Raw genomic sequence first — 16,725 nt, 5'->3', positions numbered from 1 at the left:
TTGGATTATGGCTTTTAATTTGAAGAATCGTCATTTGTTGTCGCTGGCGCACCATAGCACTCAGGAGATTGAGTTCCTGGTTAGTTTGGCCGGCCAGTTGAAGGAGGCTAAGTACGCTGGTACGGAACGGCCAATGCTAGCGGGCAAGAACATTGCGTTGATTTTTGAGAAGGCGTCGACGCGTACTCGGTGTGCCTTTGAAGTAGCGGCTCATGACCAGGGGGCTCATGTGACGTATCTGGGGCCGAGCGGATCCCATATTGGCCATAAGGAGTCGATGAAGGATACGGCCCGGGTGTTGGGTCGTATGTATGACGGTATTGAGTACCGTGGCTTCCATCAGTCAACAGTGGAGGAGTTGGCCGAGTATGCCGGGGTGCCGGTGTTTAATGGATTGACTGATGAGTTCCATCCGACTCAGATGCTGGCTGATGCATTGACGATGCGCGAGCATGCGCAAAAGCCGTTCCACGAGATCAGTTTCGCGTATGTCGGTGATGGCCGTAATAATATGGGCCGCTCGTTGTTATTGCTGGGCGCCAAGTTGGGTATGGATGTTCGGATTGGGGCGCCGGAGGGCTTGGCACCGGAACCGGAGTTAGTGGAGCAGTGTCAGGGATGGGCTGCGGCTTCGGGTGGTTCTGTGACGGTGACGTCGTCTGCCCGTGACGCTGTGCGTGGTGTGGATTTCATTCACACGGATGTATGGGTGTCTATGGGTGAGCCGGTGGAGAGCTGGGGCGAGCGAGTAGATGCTCTCATGCCGTTCCAGATTAACGATGATCTGGTGGCATCGGCTGAGAATTCGCGGGTCAAGGTGATGCATTGTTTGCCCGCGTTCCATAACAGCGAGACGACGGTTGGCGCGGAGATTGCTCAGACGTATCCGCAGCTCGCGGACGGCATTGAGGTGACGGAGTCGGTGTTTGAATCGTCGGCGTGTATCGCCTTTGATCAGGCTGAAAATCGTATGCACACGATTAAGGCTGTATTGGTGTCGTCGCTGGCGTGATGAATGGGCTGGGGAGGTTGTGATGAGAATTTTGATTGCGCTCGGCGGCAATGCGTTACTGCGCCGCGGGGAGACGATGACGGCCGAGAATCAACGCGCCAATGTGCGTATTGCCGCGGAGCGGATTAAGGAAGTCGCTGTCGATCATGAGGTCGTCGTGGCGCATGGTAATGGCCCCCAGGTGGGGTTGTTGGCATTGCAATCGACGGCATATGAGGAGGTGGGTATTTATCCGCTGGATGTGTTAGGTGCTGAGTCTCAGGCGATGATCGGATACATGATCGAGCAGGAGCTAGGCAATGTCATGCCGAAGGATCAGCAGATTGTCTCGATGATCACGATGACAGTGGTTGATGGCGACGATCCTGCATTTGAGCACCCGACCAAGCCGATAGGCCCGGTTTACGATCAGCAGACCGCTGAGCGGTTAGCGGCACAGCGGGGGTGGACGGTTGCTCGTGATGGGCAGTACTACCGTCGTGTGGTGCCCTCGCCGCAGCCGCGCAACATTGTTGAGCAGAAGGCGATTCGTCAATTAGTGGATTCCGGTGTGCTCGTGGTCTGTGCTGGTGGCGGCGGAGTCCCGTGTGTTTTTGATGAGGATGGTCGCCTTCATGGTGTTGAGGCTGTGATTGATAAAGATCTTGCCTCAGCGGAGTTGGCTGTTCGTGTCGGGGCTGACGTGCTAGTGATTGCCACCGATGTTGCAGGAGTGTTTAATCACTGGGGTGAGCCCAATCAGGAGCGTATTGAGTTGATGCATGCCCGGGAGGCTCTGGATACGCCGTTCGCGGCTGGGTCGATGGGACCGAAGGTTCAGGCCGCGTGTAATTTCGCGTTAGCAACGGGAAATCGTGCTGTTATCGGGTCCCTCGAAGACATCCAAGGCCTCGTCAACGGCACCCATGGCACGACAATCGTGGCCTGACATGAGATCATTGGCCTCGCTGGGATCATGGCACACTGCCAGTGACATTGACGGCGGTGATGTTAGGACTCCCAACGGATTGAGCAAGCCGATCGAGCAGGCTGGTGACTGTCGCGGTTGCGATGTGCGTAAGGAGGAGGTTCCGTTGACCAACGACGGTCACAAAGCGGTTCTTGTGTCTAGGGCGGCTCGGTTATCCCGTATCAGCGCATTGATACGTTCTGAACGAATATCGTCGCAAGCTGAGCTGGCGCAGAGACTGGCTGACGGGGGTATTGTCGTCAGCCAGGGGACGCTTTCTCGCGATCTTAAGGATGCGGGTGCGATCCGTAGTAGGGACCACTTAGGGAATTTTCGCTACGTCATTCCTGAGGGGGAGCACCCCTCAGACGTGACGACGGGGCTCCCAGCTCGTAATCACCTTGCTCGCATATGTCATTCGTTGTGTACTGAAGTAAATAGCAACGATAGTGCGGTGGTCATCAAAACTCCGCCCGGTGCTGCTCAGTATTTGGGTTCGGCGATTGATTCGTCAGGTATTGACGCCATTATTGGCACGATTGCGGGTGATGACACAGTCCTCATCATCTGTACACCCGCCGTCGGAGGCGAGGACCTTGCTAAGTCCTTCCGGCAAATGGCTGAGACGGGTTTCCCATCCGAGGGCTTGATCGTCGAAGGCTAGGTTCCGCTATGCAGTCCAGATTCTCGTGATATATAACTGGCCTGATAGCCAACCAGGAGGGTGTGTATCTGCGCGTGCCTTGGCCCCGTGTGGGAGTCTCAGGCCGTGGGACTATTGGCAAAGTTGTGGGCTACTCGCATTGTTCAGCGAGTAGCCCACAACTATGCCTTGCCTCAGCTGGTATCCTTATATTCGAATTCGACCTGGATGCTGGGATCAATACCTTCGGCGATGCCTCGGTAGAACTTTTCGCACTGGGCTCTGAGAGCCTTGTCATTGTCCTTGATATGTTGCTGTTCTGTCGCGGGGTTTTAGAGTTCCGTGATCGCCTTGGCGGCGTCGATGTCAGCGGTCACGAAGCTAATAGCGCCGTTGTCCTCGGCTGCCTTCTTGAATTCTTCGTTACTGTGGCCGGTGAATTTGAACGGAGGCACAGTGACTTTGATGTGAGTCGGATCTTTACGCGTGATAATGACAGCTGTACCGTCAATACCGAGCTGGGCATCATAGCCATACTGGATGAATTCGGTCTTCTTGGTGCCCCAAACCTCGTGGCCGCCAATGGTTTTAGCCTGCTCTTTTTGCAGCAGTCTTGGAATCTTCATACTGAGTAAACGTCTCCCTTGAATTCCATGGACTTGACAACTCGACGGTCGGTCGTCTTCTCGGAGGTGCCGATGAAACCGCCGAGCGCAGGTACGTTCTGGCGAGACAACCAAATGACCGTGCCGCCTCCGACGAGAATTCCGACGAGGAGCCAGGCCAGAGCACGCCTGAAACGTCGTCCTATGCCAGGTGATTTCCGCATGATCGATCCCTAGCGCAAGGTTGGTTCACAGTCGATCCAGCAATTCCGTCAAGCTCGTGATCGTCGTGACGTGCGGGTACGGTTTCGGGGCCACCAAGATCCCCTCGATTCCTGCCGATCGTGCCGCCTCAACGTCAATGAGTCGGTCTCCCACAGCGATGACGTCGGTGGGGGAGAGGCCATGGCGCTCCATGAGCACCTGGTTCATATGTGGGTCGGGTTTACGAGCAAAACCGTCGGGCGCGCATACCAGATCGTCAACCTGCACCCCGAGGGCTTTCAAAAGGTTTTCCGCACTGGTGCGGTCGCGGTGGGTTGCGACGAGATTGAGTCCGCCGCCTCGACGTACCGCTGCCATGGCCTCGTCAGCCCCCGCCATGAGTGGCGCAGGGTCGTGTATCCACTTCTTCTTGAGGGCAGAGTACGCATCATTGAGCTGCTTTGATGATACTTGGTAGCGGTCAGCCAACGCGTCGATGGCGTGGGCGATTGACGCTGATCTCAGCTGTGCCACCTCGGCCAGTTGTTCCTTACCTGGAGTGGCCCAGACGACTTCCGCAAGGGTCTGATCGACCTCTGGGTACGTGTCGATCAGCGTTCCTCCCATGTCCCAGATGATGCTCCGCACATCTGTGAGTCTTGCAGATGTGCGGCGCTACCGACGACCGCCCTGGTCACTCGTCGGGGCCGACGGGTAGCCTGCCAGGAGTGATCACACCCGAGCACGAGCCCGACCCTTGGGCGATGCAACTGGTACTGCTGCGTGACAAACGTCATCCGGCGCGACAGGTAGATGCCTGCGAGGCGGCAGCGCGGGCGGTTGTTTTTCTCCTTGATGATCCTCGCACTCAGCCGGGAGGTCCCTGGCACGACGCCGTGCGACAGTGGTCTGATAAGCGCATTCGCAAGATCGTTCGCCGTGCCTCTGGCAAGAGGTGGGACGACGTCCAGGCCCTCGAAGGAGTTACCGTCAGCCAGGACCCGCCAGCAGACGGCCCCGTCGAGACTAGTCCTGCGAGGGTGAGGGCCTTCGTACCGGCTCCAGTGCGCCCCCAACCCAAGCAGATCGACAAGCTGCAGGTGGCTGGCACTAATCTTCCCGCCGACGGCGTTTCTGCCACGACCAACGGCGTTGTCACGATAGAAATCAACCCCCGTATTGAGATGACTACCGGTAAGGCCTGCGCCCAGTGCGGCCATGCTGCCCAGCTCGCCTACGAGGCCATGAGTTCTGGAAACGACGAGGACCGTCACGCCTTGGACAGGTGGCGCCGCGACGAGTTTCGAGTTCACGTCGTCACTCCCACGGTCGAACATTGGGACGCTGATGTTGCGCGCGTCAGGGTTGTCGACGCCGGGTTCACGGAGTTTGATGGCCCCACTGCGACCACCAGGGCCCGATGGTGAGCAACGTCGCGTAGAATTGAGTTATGACTCAGCTCCTTCTCACTGCGGTCGGCGTGGACCGCGCCGGGCTCGTCTCCGACTTGTCTGAAATCGTTGCCAGCTACGACGGCAACTGGCTTGATAGCCGTATGGCACGGCTCGCTGGCGCCTTCGCCGGGATCGTCCTTGTTGACATCGACAATTCCAAGGTTGAGCCCCTGAAGGCTGACCTTAATCGTCTTGAGGCTAAGGGACTGCGGGTTACCGTCACTGATACCAGCCCGCACCACGATGAGGGCGAGGCCGTTTTGGTGGTTCACCTTGTCGGTCACGACCATCAGGGCATTATCCATAACGTGACGTCCACCATGGCCCGCCTTGGGGTCACCATAGATGACCTGTCTACCGGTTTACGTGAGGCTCCGATGGGGGACGGTATTCTCTTCGAGGCGCAAGTGCAGTGCCGTATTACGAACTCGACGACCCTCGACGAACTACGCTCGGAATTGGAAGCTATTGCCACCGAGATTATGGTCGACATTGATCTGGTTGACCGTTCGTGATCTCGGCCATGATCTAGAGGAGGTCTCATGACTCGTATCCCAGGCACTGATCTGGACGTCAAACCAATAGTTTTGGGGGCTAATACCTTCGGTTGGACGGCTGATGAGCATGAGTCCCATGCCATCCTTGATGCTTTCATCGCTGCTGGGGGATCGCTGGTTGACACCGCGGATGGTTACTCACATTGGGTTGACGGCAATAGCGGTGGCGAGTCCGAAACAATCATCGGTTCGTGGTTGGAGAAAGGCGGTCGGCGCGACGACATCGTCCTAGCCACCAAGGTCGCAACTCACCCGGAGTTTAAGGGCTTGGCTCCGGAGAACATTTCTGCTGCGGTTGACGCCTCCTTGGCGCGGCTCCATACCGACTACATTGACCTCTACTACGCCCACTTTGACGACGACTCCCAGCAGATCGAGGACATGGCAGTGGCCTTCGATAAGCTCGTTAAGGCCGGCAAGGTGCGTTGGATTGCTTTATCCAATTTCTCGGTAGCCCGCGAACAAAAGTGGCTTGAAGTGGCCGAGCATGAGGGCCTTGCAAGGCCTATCGCGTTGCAGCCGCAGTACAACCTGTTGCATCGCGCAGACGTCGAGGATCCGCAGGGTTACGGGCAACTAGCCAGGGAGTACAGCCTGGCCCTCTTCCCATATTTTTCGCTAGCCTCGGGGTTCCTGACTGGCAAATACACCACGCGCGACGACTTGCACGGTGTAGCCCGCGAATCCATGATGACCGCGTACTTGCCTGATGCCGAGCACGAGGCTGCGGCTTTTTCTGTCCTCGATCAATTGCGTCGCATCGCCGGGGACCACGGTGCTGAGGTGACGTCGGTTGCGCTGGCCTGGTTGCTCGCGAAAGGCGTCACGGCCCCCATCGCGTCAGCTCGCAGAGTTGACCAGCTTGGCCCACTACTGGCCGCAACCGATCTCACCTTGACCCATGACGAGGTGAGTACCCTCGACGCAGCATCTGACCTGTTCACTCGGAACTGAATGGTCCCCGAGAGCCTCGTGGTCGGCAGCCATATCCGCATAAAGTGTGACCATGGCTACTACTGCGTTTAAAGGACAGACCGTCAACACTGTCGCCGATCTTCCTCAGGTTGGGTCTGCGCTACCGTCGTTCACCCTTGTCAAGCCTGATCTATCGGAGTTGACGAGTGACGAGCTTAAGGGCAAGAAGCTCGTCCTCAACATCTTCCCGAGTATCGACACCGGTGTCTGTGCCACGAGCGTTCGTACCTTCAACGAGAAGGCCGCCGGACTCGATGACACCACCGTCGTGTGTGTTTCTCGTGACCTTCCGTTCGCCCAGGATCGTTTCTGCGGAGCAGAGGGCATCGAGAACGTGGTCGTCGCGTCGGCATTCCGCTCCCATTTTGGAAAGGATCTCGGAGTCACCCTCGCTGACGGCCCGATGAAGCACCTGCTGGCCCGAGCCGTCATCGTTGTCGATGCTGAGGGCAAAGTGACCTACACCCAGCTTGTTGATGAGATCACCACCGAGCCGAATTATGATGCTGCGCTCGAGGCTGCGTCCAAGGCCTGAGATCATGAGAGGCGTCCCGGCGTAATGTCGGGGCGCCTTTCTTGTGTGCGGCGTATCAGCATACAGAGTATTGAATGAGAGGGTCCTTGCGGGCGGTACAGTTGCCGACGCTTCGTTCAGCAGGGCGGGGCTCTCCTAACTGAGGACCACCATGGACGGTGAATTGAAGCGCGGGCTCTCCTCGCGACACATGAATATGATCGCGATCGGCGGGGCTATCGGTACCGGGCTATTTGTAGCGTCTGGTGCCACCATCTCCCAGGCGGGGCCAGGCGGAGCCCTGATTGCCTACCTTGCTATGGGGCTTATGGTCTTTCTGCTGATGCAGTCCTTAGGTGAGATGAGCTCCTATCTTCCAGTGCCAGGTGCATTTGAAACCTACGCCACGAGATTCGTCTCACCGTCATTCGGCTTCGCGTTGGGGTGGAACTACTGGTTTAACTGGGCTATCACAGTAGCTGCGGAATTAGCTGCCGCTTCAATCGTGATGGCTTACTGGTGGCCCGGGGTACCGTCGTGGATATGGTCGGTCGGATTTCTGGCCTTACTCTTCCTTTTGAATGTCCTGTCTGCCCGCGCGTATGGCGAAGGTGAGTTTTGGTTCGCCATCATCAAGGTGACGGCGGTGATCGTCTTCTTAGTGCTTGGCATACTCATGATTGCTGGGATCATGGGGACGTCTCCTGGCCTTTCTAATTGGCGTCGTGGTGAGGCACCCTTCGTTCATGGGTTCGGCGGCATTATGACCGTCTTTCTCATTGCTGGATTTTCTTTTCAAGGCACCGAGCTCATTGGCATTGCCGCAGGAGAATCGAAAGATCCCGCGGCGACAGTCCCAAGGGCCAGCCGTCAGATCTTTTGGCGGATTATGATCTTCTATATTGGTGCGATCACCGTTATCGGTGTGCTGCTGCCTTATACCGATCCGCACCTGCTTGCAGGCGAGGTCACCGATATTGCCGTCAGCCCGTTCACCTTGGTGTTAAAGCGGGCTGGTGTTGCCGCTGCGGCTGCTGTGATGAACGCAGTTATCCTCACCTCGGTGCTGTCTGCCGGTAACTCAGGTCTTTATGCGTCCACCCGGATGCTTTATGCCCTAGCGCGTGAGGGTAAAGCGCCGCGGATACTTGGTCGCACGAATCGACGAGGGGTTCCGGTTCCGGCTCTCGTCGTTACTACTTTCGTCGGGGCTGCCTGCTTTGCGACCTCCCTAGTGGGTTCAGGCCAGGCATATACCTGGCTAGTGAATATCTCGGGGTTGTGCGGGTTTATCGCATGGATCGGTATTGCGATATGCCATATCCAGTTTCGACGCGCTTTCCTGATTCAGGGGCACGACTTATCCGAGTTGCCGTATCAGGCGCGTTGGTACCCCGCTGGGCCGATCGTCGCCGGGGTGCTGTGCGTTATCGTCACCTTAGGGCAGGGGCGGGATGCAGTTCTTAGCGGTGATATCACTGGCATGGTCGTCGCTTACATCACCATCCCGGTGTTCCTCGTGCTGTGGATCGGCCACAAGATCGTCACCAAAGCGCCTCGTGCTGACCTTTCAACGGCGAATCTGCATAGCGACTGACATGATGGACGTTGGTAGTTGATCGGTTGCAACGGCGGGAGGCGTCATGGCTCATCGGCCTGGATGGGTTGATTACCTCATTGGGTGGCATGTCTATCCGTTGGGATTCGTCGGGGCCCCGATACGTGAGGGATCTCACCACATGAGTCATCGTCTCACTCATGTGGAGGCGTGGCTGGACTATGTTGTGTCACTCGGGTGCTCTGGCCTGGCGCTGGGGCCGGTCTTCTCGTCGGCTAGCCACGGCTATGACACGCTGGATTACTTCACCGTCGACCCTCGGCTTGGCGACGACGCTGACTTCGATCACCTGGTCCAGGCCGCCCACGGTCGCGGCTTGTCCATACTTCTCGACGGGGTCTTCAACCACGTTTCGATTCGAAACCGCATCGTGCAGGACGCGCAGAGCGCCGGTCCGGCTTCCGATGCTGGCCGCTTCGTTCGCTGGCGCGACGGCCAGCTTGCCGTTTTCGAGGGCCACGATGAGCTGGTAGCCCTCAACCATGACGACCCCGCAGTCCGGCAGCTCGTCACCCGGGTGATGAACTATTGGTGTGACCGCGGCGTCGACGGGTGGAGGTTGGACGCCGCGTATTCCGTCAAGCCTGAGTTTTGGGCGGCGGTGCTTCCCCCGGTGCGTGAAACGCACCCAGACGTGTGGATTTTTGGCGAAGTTATTCACGGCGATTACACCGATATTGTCCACACCTCAGGTATGGATTCGGTGACCCAGTACGAGTTATGGAAGGCGATATGGTCCGCCATTGCATCCCGTAACTTCTTTGAGCTTGACCACGCTTTGAGCCGTCACAACGAGTTCAGCAACGCCTTTACGCCGATGACTTTCGTCGGCAACCATGACGTCACCCGAATAGCCTCACGGGTGGGGCAAGATGGCGCCATCCTTGCTACCGCAATACTCGCCACCGTTGGTGGTATCCCACTCATCTACTACGGAGATGAGCTGGCATATCGTGGGATTAAAGAGGAAAGATTCGGGGGTGACGACGACATTCGCCCGGTATTCCCAACTCGTCCTGCGGACCTGTCCGCCCTCGGTGAAGATACGTTTCGCGCCCACCAAGCCTTGCTCGGCCTGCGGCGTCGTCACCCGTGGCTCGTGGATGCCCGCACCGAGGCTCTAGATCTCACCAATGAACGCTACGTTTACCGAAGCGTGGCGCCAGGGGTAGAACCTCTGATCGTCGAACTCGATGTGCGCGACGGCTGCTCCGCCCTCATTCGGGAGGCCGGTCAGATCCTCTGGTCTAGCCAGACCTGACCAGCATGCGCCGAGTCAGTCCCCGCCAAAGAGATCTCGGGTATATACCTTGTCAGCGACGTCGGCCAAATCCGGTGACATTCGGTTGGCAATGATGACGTCACAGTCAGCCTTGAAAGACTCAAGGTCTTTGGTAACTGTCGAATGGAAGAATTCGTCGCCGTCGAAGGTTGGCTCGTAAACGACCACCTCGACGCCCTTGGCCTTGATGCGTTTCATGACCCCCTGGATCGAGGAGGACCGGAAGTTGTCCGAGCCAGCCTTCATTACGAGACGGAAGATGCCGACTCGCTGAGGGTCTTTGGCAAGAATGTCGGAGGCGATGAAGTCCTTGCGCACGGTGTTGGAATCGACGATGGCCTGGATGAGCGTCTGCGGCACATCTTGGTAGTTGGCCAGTAACTGACGGGTGTCCTTGGGTAAGCAATAACCGCCATATCCGAAGGACGGGTTGTTGTAGTGGTGGCCGATACGAGGATCGAGGCACACGCCGTCGATGACTTGGCGAGTAGATAGTCCGCGCTGAGAGGCATAGGTGTCGAGCTCGTTGAAGAAGGACACCCGCATTGCCAAATAGGTGTTGGCGAAGAGCTTGATGGCCTCGGCCTCAGTGGCTCCTACGAAGAGGATCGGGATATCTGTGTCGAGGGCCCCGGTAGCCATGAGATCGGCAAAAAGGTGGGCTTTGGGGGAGTCCGACCCGACGACGATCCGCGACGGGTGAAGGTTGTCGAACAGGGCTTTCCCCTCTCGCAAGAACTCGGGGGAGAAGATGACGTCGAGTCCAGGACGTTCCTTGCGGACATGTGACACGTAACCCACGGGAATTGTCGACTTAATGACGATTGTCGCGTGGGGTGCGAGGTCCTGAACAAGATCAAGAACTCCATCGACGCTTGAGGTGTCGAAGTAGTTTTGATCAGGGTCATAGTTCGTGGGCGTGGCGATGACGACGAAGTCCGCTCCCTGGTAGGCCTCCTTCGGGTCAGTGGTGGCGTGTAAATCTAGGTCGCGATGGGCCAAATACTCCGTGATCAGAGGATCGACGATTGTCGTATGACTGTTGTTGACCATCTCGACCCGTTCGGCGTCGATGTCGATAGCGACGACGCTGTTGTGCTGGGCGAGCAGCACTGCATTGGCCATGCCGACATAGCCCAGTCCTGCGACGGTAATTTTCACAGCGTCTCCTCTCAGCGGGGTCTCCACTAAGTGTAGGGAGGAGATGGAGAAAAGTTGCTTACGTATCTGAGTGGAGAGCTTGCGTTGTTGCAGCTTGGTGGCGGTGTCCCTGTATCCGCAGGGAAAGGTGTCCCTGTATCCGCAGGGAAATTGGGCGGTGGGGCTTCAATATGCTGGGAGCTACAACCTGGGGAGGAATCATGGACACCATCACCATTACTGCTGATGACGGAGCTGACGTCGACATCCTCGTGTGGCGTCCTCGGGAGGTTTCAGGCCGGCCAACAAAAGGACTTGTGCAGTTGTGCCACGGGATGGCTGAGTACGCCGCTCGATATGACGAGGTAGCCGGTCTTCTTGCTGACGACGGCTGGCTCGTGATTGCCAATGACCATCGTGGCCACGGCCCACGTGCGGCGGCTATGGGAGAGCTTGGTTCTACCCCAGATCGTGGCTATCACCAGTTGCTTGACGATCTCTCGGCTGTTGCTGACCACTTCTTGATGGAGGGTAAGCCATGGTTCCTCGTTGGCCACTCCATGGGCTCTTTCTTAGCTCGCGTCCTTGCAGCTAGGCGGGGTCGTGAGATGACTGGCCTTGTCGCCATCGGCACTGGCTCTTCCCTCGGCCCGTTGAGCACCATTGCTACCGGCCTAGCTCAAGCCCAGATACTGATGATGGGCGAGGATTCCCGCAGTCCGCTGCTCGATACACTGTCATTCGGTTCTTTTAACCGGGCTTTTCAGCCAGCTCGTACCGACTACGACTGGTTGTCTCGTGACGTGCATATCATCGATGATTACGTCAAGGATCCACTATGCGGCTTCGTATGCACTGCGGCGTTTTACCGTGAGTTGGTGCGCCTTATTGAACTTGCTAATTCCACCGAGGTGCTCCGTGCTACCCCGCCGACGCTGCCGGTCTTGCTGATGTCTGGTGCGAAAGACCCGGTGGGTGATTCCGGTAGAGGAGTGCGACGGGTGGCTCGCCAGCTGCGTGATTCCGGGTCCCGCGAGGTGGACGTCATCCTTTACCCAGGTGGGCGTCATGAGGTTCTCAATGAGGTCAATCGCCGGCGCGTTCATGCCCACCTGCGCGAATGGATAAACACCGTCGCAAACCGGCCCCAGGTCCGGCAGGTGCGAAAAGCACGTTGAAGGGTCTTTTTCGGCATAAACGCACAATCGTGCACATGTACCCCCGATGTGTGACGCCGATCGTGCGCGGCCTAGTATCGTAGGTGCTGGTGCCAAAGAATCCCCATCCGGGATTTTGAGGCGGTAAGAGGGAATCCGGTGTGACTCCGGAACTGCCCCGCAGCGGTGAGTGGGAACGACATCACCATCGTCGTCTACCTAATCCGAGGATTAGGTAGACGACGATCAAGCACTGGGCTCCGGCCTGGGAAGCGGTGACGTAGGACTCGTCGGCAGACGAGGTGCCCATGAGTCCGAATACCTGCCAGAGCGTGTGGTGCACTCCGCGTGTGCCACAGCGTCCGAGGTCTCGAGGGCCGACCGAGGTCGTCCAACCATCCACAGCGGAGCAGGAGTCTGACGAATGACTGATCCTGACAACCTCGCATCCAAGTCCGTCGAGGACAGGATGCCCGAGGAGTTGAGCCTGGCCGGGGACTTTCCGAAGGTCACCCACGAGCAGTGGGAGGACGCGGTCCTCAAGGTCTTGAACCGGGGGCGCCCCGAAGGCAAGGAACTCAACATTGAGCAGGGAATGAAGCGCCTCGAGCCGACGACGGTCGACGGCATCCAGATCGAGCCGATGTACCGGCGCCAGGATGCCCCCGAGAAGCTCGGCGTTCCCGGTGTGCCACCCTTCACCCGCGGCACCACGATCCGTGACGGCAGCATGGACGCGTGGGACGTTCGGGCCCTTCACGAGGATCCCGACGTCGTGTTTACCAAGAAGGCTGTCATCGCTGACCTTGAGCGTGGCGTGACGTCCCTGTGGCTGCGCGTCGGAGCCGACGCCATCAAGCCTGAGGACATCGCTGGTGATCTCAAGGATGTGTTGCTCGATCTGGCTAAGGTTGAGGTTTCCAGCCGTGACGATCAAGAAGCTGCTGCTCAAGCACTCCTCGACGTCTACGCGGAATCTAAGATCGACGCCGATAAGCTGTCGTTTAACCTCGGCCTGGATCCGATCGGTTTTGTGGCCCTTAACGGTGGCACTCCGGACCTGTCTGGGATGGCCGAGTGGGTCAAGAAGACTGACAAATACAAGAATTCTCGCCCGTTCGTCGTCGATGCCACGATCTACCACAATGCTGGTGCTGGTGATGTGCACGAACTTGCGTGGGCCATCGCGACTGGTGTCGAGTACGTCCGGGCACTCATCGAACAGGGGCTCACGGCTGAGCAGGCCTTTGACTCCATCAACTTCCGAGTCTCGGCCACCCACGACGAGTTCCTCACCATCTCCCGCCTTCGTGCTCTGCGGACATTGTGGAATCGCGTTGGTGAAGTATTCGAGGTGCCGGCTGCGAAGCGTGGTGCCCGCCAAGAGGCCGTCACGAGCTGGCGCGAGCTCACTCGCGATGATCCCTACGTCAATATCTTGCGTGGCACGATCTCGACGTTCGGTGCTGCTGTTGGTGGCGCTGAGGCCGTCACGACCCTGCCTTTCGATGCCGCAATTGGTCTGCCGAAGAGCGATTTCTCCCGCCGTATCGCCCGCAACACCGGCATCATTCTCGCCGAGGAGTCGAACATTGGCCGCGTCAACGATCCGGCCGGTGGCTCCTTCTACGTCGAGGCGTTGACCACGAGGCTGGAGGAAGCCGGTTGGGCTGAGTTCCAGGCCGTCGAGGCTGTTGGTGGTATGGCTGCTGCCCTCACTGGCGACCACGTCCGCGCCGAGCTCGATAAGCTCAACAACGAGCGCGCCAAGCGCTTGGCTACCCGCAAGCAGCCGATTACGGCTGTCAGCGAGTTCCCGCTGCTCGATGCGAAGACTGTTGAGACTAAGCCTTACCCAGAGGTCGCCGAGCGTCAGGGCCTGGAGTGGCATCGCGATGCGGAAGTCTTTGAAGGTCTCGTCGACCGCTCTGCCACCTGCGCCGAGCGCCCGAAGGTCTTCCTGGCCTGTTTGGGTACTCGTCGCGACTTCGGTCCTCGCGAGGGATTCTCCGCTCCGGTGTGGCATATCGCCGGCATGGAGACCCCCGAATGCGAGGGAGGCACCACGGAGGAGGTCGTCAAGGCCTTCAAGGAGTCTGGTGCCGAGATTGCCGACCTGTGCTCGAACGCTAAGACTTACGCGGCTCAGGGCCTCGAGGTCGCCAAGGCCCTCAAGGAGGCTGGCGCCAAGCTGGTCTACCTGTCGGGTGCTTTCAAGGAATTCGGTGATGACGCTGCCGAGGCCGAGAAGGTCATCGACGGGCGTATCTACCTCGGGATGGACGTCGTCGACGTCCTGACCACCACTCTGGACACGTTGGGAGTTGCCAAGTGACCACCCTGCCTCGTTTCGATTCCATCAATCTCGGGGATTCTCCGGTTCCTGCCGATGCGCAGGAGCAGTTCGCCAAGCTGGCCGAGGCCGTCGGTGAGCAGGAGCCCTGGACCACTCCGGAGCAGATTCCGGTTGGCCACCTGTACTCCGAGGACGTCTACAGCGACATGGACTGGCTGGACACCTACGCTGGTCTGCCGCCATTCACACATGGTCCGTACGCCACCATGTACGCCTTCCGTCCGTGGACGATTCGTCAGTACGCCGGATTCTCCACTGCCAAGGAGTCCAACGCCTTCTACCGCCGTAACCTAGCCGCTGGTCAGAAGGGATTGTCGGTCGCCTTCGACCTGCCGACCCACCGTGGTTACGACTCCGACAATCCGCGTGTTCCCGGTGACGTCGGTATGGCCGGTGTGGCTGTGGACTCCATCCTGGACATGCGTGAGCTCTTCGCGGGTATCCCGCTGGACCGCATGTCGGTGTCCATGACGATGAACGGCGCTGTGCTGCCGATTCTCGCCCTGTACGTTGTCACCGCCGAAGAGCAGGGCGCTAAGCCTGAGCAGCTCGCCGGAACGATCCAGAACGACATTCTCAAAGAGTTCATGGTTCGTAACACGTACATTTACCCGCCGCTGCCGTCGATGCGAATCATCTCCGACATCTTCGCGTACACCAGCGCGAACATGCCGAAGTGGAACTCCATTTCGATCTCCGGCTACCACATGCAGGAGGCTGGCGCTACTGCCGACATCGAGATGGCCTACACGCTGGCCGACGGCGTCGATTACATTCGCGCCGGTGAGTCGGTGGGCTTGAAGGTGGACCAGTTCGCACCGCGCCTGTCCTTCTTCTGGGCTATTGGCACCAACTTCTTCATGGAAGTTGCCAAGATGCGTGCGGCCCGTATGTTGTGGGCCAAGTTGGTCAACCAGTTCGGGCCAAAGAATCCGAAGTCGATGAGCCTGCGTACCCACTCGCAGACCTCGGGATGGTCGCTGACCGCCCAGGACGTCTACAACAACGTCATTCGTACGTGTGTCGAGGCCATGGGAGCTACACAGGGACACACTCAGTCCCTGCACACCAACTCCCTTGACGAGGCCATCGCCTTGCCGACCGACTTCTCTGCTCGTATCGCTCGAAACACTCAGCTGTTCATCCAGCAGGAGTCGGGCACCTGCCGCGTCATTGATCCCTGGAGCGGTTCGGCCTACGTCGAGAAGCTCACCCTTGAGCTGGCTCGCAAGGCCTGGGCTCACATCCAGGAGGTCGAGAAGGCCGGTGGCATGGCCAAGGCCATTGAGAAGGGCATCCCGAAGATGCGCATTGAGGAGGCCGCTGCCCGTACCCAGGCTCGTATCGACTCCGGTCGTCAGCCCCTCATCGGCGTCAACAAGTACCGTCTCGATGAAGAGGAGCCCCTCGAGGTCCTCAAGGTTGATAACACCCAGGTGCTCAAGGAGCAGAAGGCCAAGCTTGAGCAGCTGCGTGCTAACCGCGACGAGGAGGCCTGCCAGGCTGCGTTGGAGAAGCTCACGTGGGCTGCCGCCAACCCGGATCCCAGCGATCCTGACCGCAACCTGCTCAAGCTGTGCATCGAAGCTGGGCGTGCGAACGCCTCTGTCGGTGAAATGTCTGACGCCATGGAGAAGGTCTTTGGACGCTACACCGCCCAGATCCGTACCATTGAGGGCGTGTACAGCAAGGCAGCCGGCAACTCTGAGTCCACCAAGAAGGTCCAAGAGCTCATCAAGCAGTTCGAGGAGAAGGAAGGCCGTCGTCCGCGCATCATGATCGCGAAGATGGGCCAGGATGGTCACGATCGTGGCCAGAAAGTTGTCGCGACCGCCTATGCCGATCTCGGCATGGACGTCGATGTCGGCCCGCTATTCCAGACCCCGGAGGAGACGGCTCGACAGGCTGTTGAGGGCGACGTTCACGTCGTTGGTGTCTCCTCGCTGGCCGCCGGACACCTCACCCTGGTGCCGGCACTGCGCAAGGAACTGGACAAGCTTGGTCGCTCCGACATCATGATCGTTGTCGGTGGCGTCATTCCGACCCAGGACTTTGACGAGCTGCGTAAGGACGGCGCAGCAGCCATCTACCCGCCTGGCACCGTCATCCCGGACGCTGCCGTCGAGTTGATGGAGAAATTGCTCGCTGCCCACAACGATGACTGAGTCCGATTAACGTTGAGGCCTCCGGAGCTTAAGCTCCGGAGGCCTCAACGTGTTGTAGGCATACTGCTGAGAACAAGCGGGATGGGGCTGACGC

Annotated in this window: 16 protein-coding genes and 1 riboswitch; of the genes, 12 read left to right on the top strand and 4 right to left on the bottom strand. The window is 58.6% G+C overall.

The window, feature by feature from the left end:
* The first annotated feature begins 7 nt into the window (after positions 1 to 7).
* The 3 genes from FYJ43_RS11665 to FYJ43_RS11655 all read left to right on the top strand — a co-directional run bounded on the left by FYJ43_RS11665 (position 8) and on the right by FYJ43_RS11655 (position 2,625).
* A complete protein-coding gene (locus FYJ43_RS11665; RefSeq protein ID WP_154565076.1) occupies positions 8 to 1,012 on the top strand; it encodes an ornithine carbamoyltransferase in 1,005 nt (334 codons plus the stop codon).
* Between the two features lie 22 nt (positions 1,013 to 1,034).
* A complete protein-coding gene (gene arcC, locus FYJ43_RS11660) occupies positions 1,035 to 1,940 on the top strand; it encodes a carbamate kinase (protein WP_154565074.1) in 906 nt (301 codons plus the stop codon).
* 145 nt (positions 1,941 to 2,085) lie between these two features.
* Complete coding sequence (locus tag FYJ43_RS11655) at positions 2,086 to 2,625, top strand: arginine repressor (protein ID WP_229771767.1); 540 nt, start codon at positions 2,086 to 2,088, stop codon at positions 2,623 to 2,625.
* 311 nt (positions 2,626 to 2,936) lie between these two features.
* Here FYJ43_RS11655 and FYJ43_RS11650 read toward each other — a convergent pair whose 3' ends face one another.
* From FYJ43_RS11650 to FYJ43_RS11640, 3 genes are read right to left on the bottom strand one after another with little or no spacing between them, the layout of a single operon-like run.
* Complete coding sequence (locus FYJ43_RS11650) at positions 2,937 to 3,230, bottom strand: hypothetical protein (RefSeq protein WP_154565070.1); 294 nt, start codon at positions 3,228 to 3,230, stop codon at positions 2,937 to 2,939.
* Positions 3,227 to 3,433 (bottom strand): hypothetical protein, encoded by a 207-nt coding sequence (locus FYJ43_RS11645; RefSeq protein ID WP_154565068.1) that lies wholly within the window; start codon positions 3,431 to 3,433, stop codon positions 3,227 to 3,229. The genes FYJ43_RS11650 and FYJ43_RS11645 overlap by 4 nt, the downstream gene beginning before the upstream one ends.
* Positions 3,434 to 3,458: 25 nt before the next feature.
* Positions 3,459 to 4,061 (bottom strand): HAD-IA family hydrolase, encoded by a 603-nt coding sequence (locus FYJ43_RS11640; RefSeq protein ID WP_326833624.1) that lies wholly within the window; start codon positions 4,059 to 4,061, stop codon positions 3,459 to 3,461.
* 116 nt (positions 4,062 to 4,177) lie between these two features.
* On the opposite strand from FYJ43_RS11640, the gene FYJ43_RS11635 reads away from it, so the two are divergent.
* From FYJ43_RS11635 to FYJ43_RS11610, 6 genes are all read left to right on the top strand, one after another.
* Entirely contained in the window at positions 4,178 to 4,840 is a 663-nt protein-coding gene (locus FYJ43_RS11635) for a peptidyl-tRNA hydrolase (RefSeq protein WP_154565172.1), read from the top strand.
* A 23-nt stretch (positions 4,841 to 4,863) separates the two neighbouring features.
* Positions 4,864 to 5,382: a glycine cleavage system protein R gene (locus tag FYJ43_RS11630; protein ID WP_154565064.1), complete on the top strand. Its 519-nt coding sequence runs from the start codon at positions 4,864 to 4,866 to the stop codon at positions 5,380 to 5,382.
* Positions 5,383 to 5,409: 27 nt separating this feature from the next.
* Positions 5,410 to 6,378 (top strand): aldo/keto reductase, encoded by a 969-nt coding sequence (locus FYJ43_RS11625; RefSeq protein WP_154565062.1) that lies wholly within the window; start codon positions 5,410 to 5,412, stop codon positions 6,376 to 6,378.
* A gap of 52 nt (positions 6,379 to 6,430) precedes the next feature.
* Entirely contained in the window at positions 6,431 to 6,934 is a 504-nt protein-coding gene (gene tpx, locus FYJ43_RS11620) for a thiol peroxidase (protein ID WP_154565060.1), read from the top strand.
* Between the two features lie 151 nt (positions 6,935 to 7,085).
* The gene (locus tag FYJ43_RS11615; RefSeq protein WP_154565058.1) at positions 7,086 to 8,510 is read left to right on the top strand and encodes an amino acid permease; all 1,425 of its coding nucleotides are present in this window, start codon (positions 7,086 to 7,088) and stop codon (positions 8,508 to 8,510) included.
* 46 nt (positions 8,511 to 8,556) lie between these two features.
* Positions 8,557 to 9,792, top strand: coding sequence for an alpha-amylase family protein (locus FYJ43_RS11610; protein ID WP_154565056.1), 1,236 nt, complete (start codon positions 8,557 to 8,559; stop codon positions 9,790 to 9,792).
* A 15-nt stretch (positions 9,793 to 9,807) separates the two neighbouring features.
* On the opposite strand, the gene FYJ43_RS11605 is transcribed toward FYJ43_RS11610, so the two are convergent.
* Positions 9,808 to 10,974 carry a nucleotide sugar dehydrogenase gene (locus FYJ43_RS11605; RefSeq protein ID WP_326833623.1) on the bottom strand — a complete coding sequence of 389 codons (1,167 nt, stop codon included), beginning with the start codon at positions 10,972 to 10,974 and terminating at the stop codon, positions 9,808 to 9,810.
* Between the two features lie 200 nt (positions 10,975 to 11,174).
* Here FYJ43_RS11605 and FYJ43_RS11600 point away from each other — a divergent pair, with 200 nt between their 5' ends.
* From FYJ43_RS11600 to scpA, 3 genes are all read left to right on the top strand, one after another.
* Positions 11,175 to 12,131, top strand: coding sequence for an alpha/beta fold hydrolase (locus tag FYJ43_RS11600; protein ID WP_154565054.1), 957 nt, complete (start codon positions 11,175 to 11,177; stop codon positions 12,129 to 12,131).
* A gap of 70 nt (positions 12,132 to 12,201) precedes the next feature.
* Positions 12,202 to 12,454, top strand: a riboswitch (cobalamin riboswitch).
* A gap of 80 nt (positions 12,455 to 12,534) precedes the next feature.
* Positions 12,535 to 14,445 (top strand): methylmalonyl-CoA mutase small subunit, encoded by a 1,911-nt coding sequence (gene mutA / locus FYJ43_RS11595; protein ID WP_154565052.1) that lies wholly within the window; start codon positions 12,535 to 12,537, stop codon positions 14,443 to 14,445.
* Positions 14,442 to 16,631: a methylmalonyl-CoA mutase gene (scpA, locus tag FYJ43_RS11590; protein WP_326833622.1), complete on the top strand. Its 2,190-nt coding sequence runs from the start codon at positions 14,442 to 14,444 to the stop codon at positions 16,629 to 16,631. Before mutA ends, scpA begins: the two co-directional genes overlap by 4 nt.
* Positions 16,632 to 16,725: the final 94 nt, after the last annotated feature.

The sequence above is a fragment of the Cutibacterium porci genome (assembly GCF_009696315.1).
Classification (GTDB): domain Bacteria; phylum Actinomycetota; class Actinomycetes; order Propionibacteriales; family Propionibacteriaceae; genus Cutibacterium; species Cutibacterium porci.
This window is presented reverse-complemented; position numbering and strand designations above follow the sequence as displayed.